Origin of the sequence: Caballeronia telluris (genome assembly GCF_001544495.1) — a bacterium.
GTDB lineage: Bacteria > Pseudomonadota > Gammaproteobacteria > Burkholderiales > Burkholderiaceae > Caballeronia > Caballeronia telluris.
Genome location: NZ_FCNZ02000015.1, coordinates 157302 through 168939, shown reverse-complemented (window position 1 = coordinate 168939; position 11638 = coordinate 157302). Strand labels below are relative to the sequence as shown.

At 65.1% G+C, this 11638-nt stretch carries 7 protein-coding genes, 1 tRNA gene, 1 pseudogene and 2 riboswitches; of the genes and pseudogenes, 7 read left to right on the top strand and 2 right to left on the bottom strand.

Features of this window, described 5'->3' with window-relative positions; translation table 11 throughout:
• Positions 1–209 (top strand): annotated as a pseudogene (locus AWB66_RS34405) (IS4 family transposase); the annotation flags it as partial.
• A gap of 451 nt (positions 210–660) precedes the next feature.
• On the opposite strand, the gene AWB66_RS20320 reads toward AWB66_RS34405, so the two are convergent.
• Positions 661–736: transfer RNA gene (locus tag AWB66_RS20320), tRNA-Arg, on the bottom strand.
• 294 nt (positions 737–1030) lie between these two features.
• Here AWB66_RS20320 and AWB66_RS20315 point away from each other — a divergent pair.
• Entirely contained in the window at positions 1031–1939 is a 909-nt protein-coding gene (locus AWB66_RS20315; protein WP_087631977.1) for a c-type cytochrome, read from the top strand.
• Positions 1940–2015: 76 nt separating this feature from the next.
• On the opposite strand, the gene AWB66_RS20310 is transcribed toward AWB66_RS20315, so the two are convergent.
• A complete protein-coding gene (locus AWB66_RS20310) occupies positions 2016–4106 on the bottom strand; it encodes a UvrD-helicase domain-containing protein (protein ID WP_087631976.1) in 2091 nt (696 codons plus the stop codon).
• A 235-nt stretch (positions 4107–4341) separates the two neighbouring features.
• On the opposite strand from AWB66_RS20310, the gene AWB66_RS20305 reads away from it, so the two are divergent.
• The 5 genes from AWB66_RS20305 to AWB66_RS20285 all read left to right on the top strand — a co-directional run bounded on the left by AWB66_RS20305 (position 4342) and on the right by AWB66_RS20285 (position 11634).
• Positions 4342–5385, top strand: a complete 1044-nt coding sequence (locus AWB66_RS20305; protein ID WP_087631975.1) for an oxidoreductase — start codon at positions 4342–4344, stop codon at positions 5383–5385.
• Positions 5386–5455: 70 nt separating this feature from the next.
• Positions 5456–5555: riboswitch (glycine riboswitch) on the top strand.
• 24 nt (positions 5556–5579) lie between these two features.
• A riboswitch (glycine riboswitch) is annotated at positions 5580–5707 on the top strand.
• A 127-nt stretch (positions 5708–5834) separates the two neighbouring features.
• The gene (gene gcvT, locus AWB66_RS20300) at positions 5835–6956 is read left to right on the top strand and encodes a glycine cleavage system aminomethyltransferase GcvT (protein WP_087631974.1); all 1122 of its coding nucleotides are present in this window, start codon (positions 5835–5837) and stop codon (positions 6954–6956) included.
• A gap of 70 nt (positions 6957–7026) precedes the next feature.
• A complete protein-coding gene (gcvH, locus tag AWB66_RS20295) occupies positions 7027–7407 on the top strand; it encodes a glycine cleavage system protein GcvH (protein WP_087631973.1) in 381 nt (126 codons plus the stop codon).
• Positions 7408–7474: 67 nt separating this feature from the next.
• Positions 7475–10414, top strand: a complete 2940-nt coding sequence (gene gcvP / locus AWB66_RS20290; RefSeq protein WP_087631972.1) for an aminomethyl-transferring glycine dehydrogenase — start codon at positions 7475–7477, stop codon at positions 10412–10414.
• A gap of 152 nt (positions 10415–10566) precedes the next feature.
• Positions 10567–11634 (top strand): alginate lyase family protein, encoded by a 1068-nt coding sequence (locus tag AWB66_RS20285; protein WP_087631971.1) that lies wholly within the window; start codon positions 10567–10569, stop codon positions 11632–11634.
• Positions 11635–11638: the final 4 nt, after the last annotated feature.

The window sequence follows — 11638 nt, the reverse complement described above, 5'->3', positions numbered from 1 at the left end:
TCATCCGCGCGTTCCATACCATTCAGTACGAAATGACCTGGGCAGCCGTGACGCGCTCGTACGGCAAACTGCCTGCGCTGCTCATCCGCTTGCGCGAGCGGCTCAAGCAGCTCCTCAATGAGAAACGGCCCGGGCGCAGTTGCGCTCGAGCCGTCAAATCGCGACCGTTTCGTTATACCGTTCGTGTCCTCAAACGAGACCTTAACTGAACGGCATTAGGCCCATACTCTGGGGATTTCGTTGAAATTTCTGAAACGAAACTTCCCTCAGCAGCAGGAATTTTTGGTCTCACACGGCCGCGAACTGTCCGAGTCTCTTCGCCAGGAGGCGACAGAGACTTTTGACAACCTGTATTTGGTTGAGCACACCGCGCTCCACGCGGCGGGCATATATCCGTCACGAAGACGAGTGCTCGAACGTTTAAAGGGGAAAGTGATGCCTGGGAACTATCGGCGTGTACAAAAGCTCGTTTGGGAGCGTTCGCTGCAACGGCTGTGAAAATCGCGGGGGCAGGCAAGCGGGGGAGAACGGTACGTCCAGATTCGGAACGACCCGACCACCGACTCTACTCTGGACCTAGCGTGGTAGCTACGGGTGTTGTTTACGACATCTGTGGCGAATACTCACACGCCGCAACGTATTGATTAGATGGGGACTTCTTGGTGCGCCCGGCTGGGATCGAACCAGCAACCCCTGCCTTCGGAGGGCAGTACTCTATCCATTGAGCTACGGGCGCTTCGGAGCGAAGGCGCTGGACGATTCAGCGTAAAGAAGCCTGAAAGCAGCGCCGATGCGAGTCCGAGAGGATACCCGTTTTCCGCCGATTCGTCCATCCGGCGGCCTTCAGCAGCAGTTCGCGGCCCTTCGCGGCGCCTCCCCGCGATCCGGGTAAACGCCCGCCAGCGCCATCCGGCGGCGCGCGCCGTCAGTTAAGCGTTCCGTCTATAATCGTCCGTGCTGTACGGAAGTTGCCGTTGCTGTCACGCTGTCGCTGAACGGACTCACACTAAAAACGGGAGACGAGACAAGCATGAGTGAAGCACCCCACGGAGCCCCGATCAAAACACCCGGCCAGCTCATCGCAGCGGTCATCGCCGGGTTCGCCGTCCCCATCGTCATCATCATCCTGCTCGCCGTGTACGTGAACAACACGACGCGAACCGGCGCGGGCACCGATCTGTTCTCCGACGCCTCCGTCGCCTCGCGCATCGCGCCGGTCGCGCAAGTCGACATCCGCGACGCCAACGCGCCGCGTGTCTTCAAGACGGGCGAGCAAGTCTACCAGGCCGTCTGTTCGACGTGTCACGCAGCCGGAACCGCAGGCGCGCCGAAGTTCGGCGATGCCGGCAATTGGGCGCCGCGCCTCGCCGAGGGCTACGACACGCTCCTGCACAACGCGCTCAACGGCAAGGGCGCGATGCCCGCGCGCGGCGGCACGAGCCCCGACGACTACAGCGACTTCGAGATCGGACGCGCGATCATCTATATGGCGAACAACAGCGGCGGCAAGCTCGAGGAGCCGGCTCAACCGGCGTCGGGCGCGGCGACGGCGGCAGCAGCGCCCGCGAGCGGTGCCGCGCCCGCTGCGGCGGCATCGGGTGCGCAGGAGAATTCGCAGGCTGCGGCGGCGGTCGCCGCGCTGGCTTCGGTGCCGCAGGCCGCTTCCGCGCCGGCGGCGGGCGCGCAAAGCGCGGATGCATCGCAGGCCGGCAAGGCGCTTTACACGCAGGTGTGTCAGGCGTGCCATGCGGCGGGCGTGCTGAACGCGCCCAAATTCGGCGACAAGGCCGCGTGGGCCGAGCGCCTGAAGGAACCGATGGACACGGTCTACGGCTACGCGCTGCACGGCAAGGGCGCGATGCCGCCGAAGGGCGGATCGACCGCGTCGGATGCCGATGTGAAAGCCGCCGTCGACTATATGGTGAGCGCGGCAAAGTAGGCGGCGCGGCACGCACCAACAAAAAACCCTGCGCGGTCGGTTCAGACCGGCAGGGTTTTTTGCTTTTAAGCCGACGTCAGGACTTCTGCAACATCGCCTTCAGCATCGCCATGCGATCCTTCGGCGTCATCGGCGCTTCGTCTTCGGTTGGCGGCGGCGCGTCGTCGAGCAGCATTTCGGGGATGAACCGTGACGGCTCGCACACCACCGTCTCCCGCGCGCGCTTGCGCTTCTTGCACCAGTTCAGATGCAGGCTGCGCTGCGCCCGCGTGATCGCGACGTACATCAGCCGCCGCTCTTCCTCGATTCGACCTTCGTCGACCGGACCGTCGTCCGAGCCGGCGCCGCCACGATGCGGCATGATCCCTTCCTCGACGCCCACCAGAAACACGTGCGGATATTCCAGTCCCTTCGACGCATGCACCGTCGAGAGCCGCACCGCGTCGGGGTCTTCGTCCTTGCCTTCGAGCATCGACATCAGCGCGACCGTCTGGATCAAGCCGAGCAGGTTCTTGCCTTCGTCGCCGAAACCGTCGGCGTTGTCGTAGCCGGTTTGCTCCGCGTCGCCCGAAGGCTCCGGCTTCGTGCCCTTTCGCTTCAGCCACTCGCAGAACTCCAGCACGTTCTGCCACTTCGACTGCGCCTGCCGCTCGTCGTGCGCGTCGTAGAGATACGCCTCGTAGTGGATCGCTTCCATCATGTCGTCGAGGACGGTCGTCGCCGGATCGCGGGCGGCGCGGTCGGCCAGGCGCTGCATCCACTCGCAGAACGTGCGCAGCGGCTCGACCTGCCGCGCGGAAAGCCGCGCCTCGATGCCGCCCATGAACACCGCCTCGAACAGTGACACCTTCGCCGCGCCCGCAAACGACCCGAGCGCTTCGAGCGTCGTATTGCCGACACCGCGCCGCGGCGTCGTGATCGCGCGGATGAACGCGGGATCGTCGTCGGGGTTCGCGATCAGCCGCAGGTACGCGATGATGTCCTTGATCTCGGCCTTGTCGAAGAACGACTGGCCGCCGGACAGCACATAGGGAATCCGCTCGCGGCGCAGCACCTGCTCGAAGATGCGCGCCTGAAAATTGCCGCGATACAGGATCGCGTAGTCGCGAAACGCCGCGCGCCGCTCGAACTTGTGCGCCGACAGGCGAAACACGACCGATTCCGCCTCGTGCTCCTCGTCGTTGCAGCCGGTGACGGTGATCGTGTCGCCCATGCCGTGCTCGGACCAGAGCTTCTTCTCGAAGAGCTTCGGATTGTTCGCGATGACGTTGTTCGCCGCCGTGAGAATGCGCACCGTCGACCGATAGTTCTGCTCCAGCTTCACCACATGCAGCTTCGGAAAATCCTTGCCCAGTTGCGCGAGGTTTTCGAGCGTCGCGCCGCGCCAGCCGTAGATCGCCTGATCGTCGTCGCCGACTGCCGTGAACGCCGCGCGCGGACCGGCCAGCAGCTTCAGCAATTCGTACTGGCAGGCGTTGGTGTCCTGATATTCGTCGATCAACAGATAGCGCAGGCGGTTCTGCCACTTGTCGCGCACTTGCTCGTTTTCCGCGAAAAGCTGCGCGGGCCGCAGGATCAGATCGTCGAAATCGAGCGCCTGGTACGCGTGCAGCGTCGCCGCGTAGCTGCGGTAGACGATCGCCGCCTGATGCTCGTCCTCGTTCGCCGCCAGCACGGACGCCTGATCCGGCGACACCATCGCGTTCTTCCACAGCGAGATGATCGACTGGATCTTGCGGATCAGACCCTTGTCGGTCGTGCCGAGCTGCTCCTGCACCATGCCGAAGCAGTCGTCGGCGTCCATGATCGAAAACTGCGGCTTCAGTCCGACGTGCGCCGCTTCCTGACGCATGATCTGCACGCCGAGCGAGTGGAAGGTGCAGATCGTCAACTGGTTGACGGGCACCTTGCGGCCTTCCTTGCCGGGCGTCGTGAGCGTCTTGCCTTCGAGCAGCTTCGCCGTGCGCTCGCGCATTTCGAGCGCGGCCTTGTTCGTGAAGGTGAGCGCGGCGATGTGCTTCGGCTCGAAACCGCGTCCTTCGATTAGATGGGCGATCTTTTGCGTGATCACGCGCGTCTTCCCGCTGCCGGCGCCGGCGAGCACGAGACAGGGGCCATCGAGATAACGCACCGCTTCGCTTTGCGCGGCGTTCAGACCTGCGGACATCGTGTGTGGACTTTGAGAGGCGTTGGGCGGAAGGCTGCTGACACCGCCGGATGGACTGCGAAACCGGGCGTCGTCGGGGCGCCGCAATTTCGAGAGACGCGATGTTAACACGGATAAATCGGGCGAATCACGCCACCGATCTGGCCCTGTGCGCAAGCCGCGACCGGTCGAATCTGCCGTCCGGCCTGGCATGGCGTGCCACAATATCGGGACACCCACGCACGAGGATGCCCGCATGAGTTCCCTACTGAAAGTCGGCGTGATGGGCTACGGCCTGGCCGGCGCGACGTTCCACGCGCCCGTCATCGAGCATTGCGGACGCGCCACGGTCGCCGCGATCGCGACGAGTCAGTCCGAGCGCGCGCAGGCCGATTATCCGCAGGCGGCGATCGTCGCCGATTTCGACGCGCTCGTCGCCATCGACGAAATCGAATGCGTCGTGATCGCGACGCCCAACGACACGCACTTCGACCTCGCGCGCCGCGCGCTGGAAGCGGGCAAGCATGTGGTCGTCGACAAGCCGGTGACGCTGTCCGCCGCCGACGCTCGTACGCTCGCCGATCTCGCGGCCGCGCGCGGCCTGCTGTTCGCGCCCTTTCACAACCGGCGCTGGGACGGCGATTTCATCACGTTGCGCGCGCTGATCGAAAGCGGGCGGCTCGGGCGCGTGACGCATTTCGAATCGCATTTCGACCGTTTTCGCCCGAAAGTGCCGCAGCGCTGGCGCGAGGAGAGCTCGCGCGGAGGCGGTCTGCTGTTCGATCTCGGGCCGCATCTGATCGATCAGGCGCTCACGCTGTTCGGCGCGCCGCAGACCGTTTTCGCGACGGTCCGGCAGCACCGCGACCATGCGCACGCGCCGGATTACGTGCATCTGCTGCTCGGTTACGGCGACAAGGAAGTCGTCCTGCACGCGACCGCGCTGGCGGCGCTCGAACCGCCGCGATTTTCCGTCCACGGAACGCGCGGCAGTTATGTGAAGAACGGCCTCGACACGCAGGAAGATCAGCTGAAAGCCGGGCTGCGTCCGGGCGACGCCGAATTCGCGAAGAATCCGCCCGGCCTCCTGCGCGAAGTCGACGGCGATCACGACCTGCGCCACGAATTCGCCACCCGCGACGGCGCCTACGCCGACTACTATCGCGCGCTGGCGGCGTCGATCCAGGAAAAGAAACCGTTCCCGGTTTCGGCGCAGGACGCGGTCGACGTGATGACCATCATCGAACTCGCGATAGAAAGCGACGCCGAAGGGCGGCGCGTGGAATTCAGGCGGCTGTGAAGCCCCGGCGGCGCGTCACTCGGGGGTTTCCTAATCCGTTTGACAACCAGAATACGGTCGCGTAAATTCGCCGCACGCGTCGGGAGAGCGCGTGGCCGCTGGTTTTGCGCGCCGCGCCGCCGAAGGGGCAAACCCGCAAACTCTCAGGCAAAAGGACCGGCCGCGTCGAAGGAAACTCGCTCATCGAGCCGTTTTCTTCGCACTCTGGAGAGCGGCACGGCCGGGATTGGAAACAATCGGCTGGTGCCCACCGAAGGGGCGCGCGATGGGCCACGAACAGGGCTCGCGCAATCTCTCAGGTACCGAGGACAGAGGGGTCATGCTTCGATCCGCCACGCGGTTTGGGCTTTGCATGCTGCATTTGCGACCGCAAAGAAGCAGCCTGAAAAGCCGAAACCGCCGGTGAAGTCGACGCATGGCCTTTTTTGTTTTTGCGAACCGAGGCCCCGATGACCGAACTTCAACACACGCCCCTCCACGCCGCTCACCTCGCGCTCAACGCGCGCATGGTCGACTTCGGCGGCTGGGACATGCCCGTCAACTACGGCTCGCAGATCGAAGAACACAAGGCCGTGCGCACCGACGCCGGCATGTTCGACGTGTCGCACATGCGCGTCGTCGATTTCACCGGCGGCCCGGTCCGCGACTTCTTCAAGCTCGCGATCGCCAATAACGTCGACAAACTCACCACGCCCGGTCGCGCGCTCTACTCCTGCCTGCTCAACAGCAAAGGCGGCGTGATCGACGACCTGATCGTCTACTTTTTCGCCGAAGACCATTTCCGCGTCGTCGTGAACGCGAGCACCGCCGAGAAGGACATCGCGTGGTTCGGCCAACTGAACGCTGAAGGCGAATTCGGCCTCACGATCACGCCGCGCCGCGGTCTGGCGATCGTCGCCGTGCAGGGTCCGAACGCGCGCGAAAAAGTCTGGCAAGTGGTGCCGGAGACGCGCGCCGCGACCGAATCGATCAAGCCGTTCAACGCCGTGACCTTCCCGTCGACGCTCTTCGGCGAACTGATGCTCGCCCGCACCGGCTACACCGGCGAGGACGGTTTCGAGATCGTCGTGCCGGCCGCGCACGTCGAAGCGCTCTGGAATGCACTGAAGGCGCAGGGCGTGAAGCCCGCGGGCCTCGGTGCGCGCGACACGCTCCGGCTCGAAGCCGGCATGAACCTCTACGGCCAGGACATGGACGAGAACGTCTCGCCGCTCGACGCGGGCCTCGCGTGGACCGTCGACCTGAAATCGTCGCGCGATTTCATCGGGCGCACGGCGCTCGAAGCGGACGGCCAGAAGTCGAATTTCGTCGGACTGATCCTGCACAAGGAAAACGGCCGCGCCGGTGGCGTGCTTCGTGCGCACCAGAAAGTCGTCACGCCGGCGGGCGAGGGCGAGATCACGAGCGGCACGTTTTCCCCGTCGATGCAGGAATCGATCGCGTTCGCCCGGGTGCCGGCGAGCGTGAATCCGGGCGACATCGTGCAGGTCGTGATTCGCGACAAGCAACTTCCCGCGAGCGTGGTAAAACTGCCCTTCGTGCGCAACGGCAAGGTGCTCGCGAGCCTCTGACGAGGCCGCGCCGCACGGACGTGCGCATGTCCGAACCCTACTCTTCAAGAACCACGCACAGGAGCATCCAATGAGCATCCCGGCCGAACTGAAATACACCGAATCGCACGAATGGGTCCGCACCGAAGCCGACGGCACGCTTGCCATCGGCATCACCGATCACGCGCAGGAAGCGCTCGGCGACATCGTGTTCGTCGAACTGCCGGCCGCGGGCAAGACCGTCACGGCCGGCGACGCGATCGCGGTCATCGAATCGGTGAAGGCGGCGTCGGACATCTATGCGCCGGTTTCGGGCGAAATCGTCGCGGCCAACGACGCGCTGACGAGCGGCCCCGATCAGATCAACGGCGCGCCGTACGAAAGCTGGCTCTTCAAGATCAAGCCCGCTGCTAACGCCAGTCTCGACAAGCTGCTCGACGCCGCCGGCTACGGCCAGTCGATCGGCGAATAATCCTTTAATCGACGGTGCGGTTTTGCGCGGACGAAAGCCGCCGGAAACCGCACCCGCAGGAATTCACATGAAGCTCGACACTCCGGATCGCCTGATGAACCGCTCATCCCTGTCCCTCGCCGCGCTCGAATGCCACGATGCATTCGCCGAGCGGCACATCGGCCCCGATTCCGCCGATCAGCGCGCGATGCTCGACGCGCTCGGTTTCGCCTCGCGCGCGGCGTTCATCGACGCGGTGATCCCGGAGTCGATCCGCCGCCAGGAAACCTCGCCGCTCGGCGCCGCGTTGGGTCCCTTCGCGCAGCCGAAGAGCGAGGCCGAAGCGCTCGCGTCGCTCAGGAAGCTCGCGGATCAGAATCTGGTGTTCCGGACGTACATCGGTCAGGGCTATTACGGCACGCACACGCCGGCCGTGATCCTGCGCAACGTGCTGGAAAATCCGGCCTGGTACACGGCGTACACGCCGTATCAGCCGGAGATTTCGCAAGGGCGCCTGGAAGCGCTGCTGAACTTCCAGCAGATGATCATCGATTTGACCGGCCTCGCGATCTCGAACGCGTCGCTGCTCGACGAAGCCACCGCCGCCGCCGAAGCGATGACGCTTTTGCAACGCGTCGGCAAGCCGAAGTCGAACGTGTTCTACGTCGCGGACGACGTATTGCCGCAGACCATCGAAGTCGTGCGGACGCGCGCAAAGCCGATCGGCGTGGACGTGAAGGTCGGGCCGGCCGCGGACGCTGCGTCGGCGAATGCGTTCGGCGTACTGCTGCAATACCCGGGCGCGAACGGCGACGTGCGCGACTACCGCGCGCTCACCGAAACGATCCACGCGGCGGGCGGTTACGTGGTCGCCGCCGCCGACCTGCTCGCGCTCACGCTGCTGACGCCGCCGGGCGAATGGGGCGCGGATGTCGCGATCGGCAATACGCAGCGTTTCGGCGTGCCGGTCGGCTTCGGCGGTCCGCACGCGGCCTACATGGCCGTGCGCGACGAGTTCAAGCGCCAGATGCCGGGGCGCCTCGTCGGGGTGACCGTCGACGCGCAGGGCAAGCACGCGCTGCGTCTCGCGCTGCAAACGCGCGAACAGCACATCCGCCGCGAGAAGGCGACGTCGAACGTATGTACCGCACAGGCACTGCTCGCGATCATGGCGAGCATGTACGCGGTCTATCACGGCCCACACGGACTGAAGACGATTGCGCTGCGCGTGAACCGCGTCGCGTCGATCTTCGCGGCGGGCGTGCAGAAGCTCGGCTATACGCTGGCGAACGAAACGTTCTTCGACACGGTCACGATCCAAAGCGGCGCGAACACGACCGCGCTGCATCAGGCTGCGTCCGCCGCGCACATCAACCTGCGTCATATGGATGCACAGCACGTGGGCGTGTCGCTCGACGAAACCACCACGCGCGACGACCTGACGAAGCTCTTCGCGCTCTTCGCCGAAGTCGCGGGCAAGACGGAAACCTTCGACATCGACGCGCTCGACGGCGCGCTCAAGGACTCGCTGCCCGCCGGACTGCATCGCACGAGCGAATTCCTTACGCACCCGGTGTTCAACCGTCATCATTCCGAGCACGAAATGCTGCGCTACCTGCGCAGTCTCGCCGACAAGGACCTCGCGCTCGACCGCACGATGATCCCGCTCGGCTCCTGCACGATGAAGCTCAATGCGACGTCGGAAATGCTGCCGGTCACGTGGCCCGAATTCGCGCAGATCCATCCGTTCGCGCCGGCCGAGCAGACCGTCGGCTACCGCACGATGATCGATCAGCTCGAACAGATGCTCGTCGCGTGTACGGGTTACGCGGCCGTGTCGTTGCAGCCGAACGCCGGCTCGCAAGGCGAGTACGCGGGCCTACTCATCATCCACGCGTACCACGAGTCGCGCGGCGAAGGCCATCGCAATGTCTGCCTGATTCCGGCGTCCGCGCACGGCACGAATCCGGCGTCCGCGCAGATGGCGGGCATGCAGGTCGTCGTGGTCGCGTGCGATGCGAACGGCAACGTCGATATCGACGACCTCAAGGCGAAAGCGGAGAAGCATTCGGCGAATCTCGCGGCGATCATGATCACGTATCCGTCGACGCACGGCGTGTTCGAGCGCAACGTCCGCGAAATCTGCGAGATCGTGCATGCGCACGGCGGCCAGGTGTACGTCGACGGCGCGAACATGAACGCGATGGTCGGCCTGACCGCGCCCGGCCAGTTCGGCGGCGACGTGTCGCACCTGAACCTGCACAAGACATTCTGCATTCCGCACGGCGGCGGCGGACCGGGCGTCGGCCCCGTCGCGGTCGGCGCGCATCTCGCGAAGTTCCTGCCAAACCAGCATTCGACCGGCTATCAGCGCGACGAAAGCGGCATCGGCGCGGTGTCGTCGGCGCCTTACGGCTCGGCCGCGATCCTGCCGATCTCGTGGATGTATATCGCGATGATGGGCGCGAAGGGCCTCACCGCCGCGACCGAAAGCGCGATTCTCGCGGCGAACTACGTGGCGAAGCGTCTCGCGCCGCACTATCCGGTGCTTTACAGCGGCCCGGGCGGTCTAGTCGCGCACGAATGCATTCTCGACGTGCGGCCGATCAAGGAATCGAGCGGCATCTCGGTGGAAGACGTCGCCAAGCGCCTGATCGACTTCGGTTTCCACGCGCCGACGATGAGCTTCCCGGTGCCCGGCACGCTGATGGTCGAGCCGACGGAATCGGAGTCGAAGGAAGAACTCGATCGCTTCATCGACGCGATGATCCGGATTCGCGAGGAGATTCGCGCGGTGGAGGAAGAGCGCGCCGATCGCGAAGACAATCCGCTGAAGCACGCGCCGCACACGGCGGCCGTCGTGACCGCCGACGCCTGGACGCACAAGTACACGCGCGAGCAGGCGGCGTATCCGCTGAAGTCGCTCGTCGCGCGCAAGTACTGGCCGCCGGTCGGCCGCGCGGACAACGCCTATGGCGACCGCAACCTGATGTGCTCGTGCGTGCCGGTGTCGGAATACGACGACTGACATAGACATCGCCCTACCGCCCGGAAGCTCGGGCGGTTTTTGCTTCAGCCGCCCAATCCCGGCTAACATCTCACCCCGAACCAAAGCCAATCAAGGGAGTTCGCATGGCGTTGAAGGTGCGAGTGGGGAACGAGGCGGGCCGTCGATGGCACATGCAGACTGCGCTCGCCGCGATTGCGCTGACGGCCGCGGTCGCGACGCAGGGCGCGCACGCCGCGATGAATTTCTGCGCCGCGCCCGCGATGCAGTCGAGCGAGCGGACCAACGCCGATCCCGGCGTGCGGGCGCTGGTGAAGATGGTGCAGTCGCACGTCAACGACCAGCCGAAGGCGCGCGCGAAGCTGCACACCGAAGGCACGCTGCCGCACGAGGGCGTCTACGACGAGAGCGTCGAAGCGGAGAAGGATCTCGGCCTGATGCGCGACGCCGCGCTCGCCTGGCGCGCGACCGGCGACGAGCGCTATCTGCGGCTCGTCGAGCGCTTCCTGCTCGCGTGGGTCACGACGTATCAGCCGAGCTTCAATCCGATCGACGAAACCAACTTCGAGTCGCTGATCCTCGCCTATGATTTGACTGCGAGCGCGCTGCCGGTCAAGACGCGCAATGCGGCGAACGCGTTCATCTCGAAGATGGTGACGGGCTATGTCGAGGACATCGACAAGCAGAAGCGGCCGCTCGAAGGCACGTATCGCAACAACTGGCAGAGTCATCGCGTGAAGCTGATTTCGATGGGCGCGTTCACCATTGACGACCGGAAGATGATCAACGCGGCGCAGCGTCTTTTTGTCGAGCACATCGGCGACAACATCGCGCCGGACGGCTCGACCGTCGATTTCGCCGAACGCGACGCGCTGCACTACGTCACCTACGATCTTCAGCCGCTCGTGACGGCGGCGCTCGCGGCGCGGCGTCATAACCGCAACTGGATCGCGGACCGCGCGTCGTCGGGCGCGACGCTCGCCGCCGCGCTCAACTGGCTCACGCCGTACGCGCTCGGCACGAAGACGCACGAAGAGTTCGTGCATTCGTCGGTGCCGTTCGACGCCAAGCGGCGCGAAGCGGGCTTCCCGGGCTATTCGGGCCCGTGGGACCCGAAGAATGCGGCGGAACTGTTTCATCTCGCGGCGCGTCTCGACGGCCGTTATGCACCGGTGGCGCTGCGGCTCGCCGCGACGCCGCCCGCCTGGCTCGCGGTCTGTCTGCCGCTGCCGGCGCGCTAATCAC

Excerpts from the sequence above, each read along its gene's own strand:
- AWB66_RS20315 (WP_087631977.1), top strand. The coding sequence starts at position 1,031 with ATGAGTGAAGCACCCCACGGAGCCCCGATCAAAACACCCGGCCAGCTC.
- AWB66_RS20310 (WP_087631976.1), bottom strand. The coding sequence starts at position 4,106 with ATGTCCGCAGGTCTGAACGCCGCGCAAAGCGAAGCGGTGCGTTATCTC.
- AWB66_RS20305 (WP_087631975.1), top strand. The coding sequence starts at position 4,342 with ATGAGTTCCCTACTGAAAGTCGGCGTGATGGGCTACGGCCTGGCCGGC.
- gcvT (WP_087631974.1), top strand. The coding sequence starts at position 5,835 with ATGACCGAACTTCAACACACGCCCCTCCACGCCGCTCACCTCGCGCTC.
- gcvH (WP_087631973.1), top strand. The coding sequence starts at position 7,027 with ATGAGCATCCCGGCCGAACTGAAATACACCGAATCGCACGAATGGGTC.
- gcvP (WP_087631972.1), top strand. The coding sequence starts at position 7,475 with ATGAAGCTCGACACTCCGGATCGCCTGATGAACCGCTCATCCCTGTCC.
- AWB66_RS20285 (WP_087631971.1), top strand. The coding sequence starts at position 10,567 with ATGCAGACTGCGCTCGCCGCGATTGCGCTGACGGCCGCGGTCGCGACG.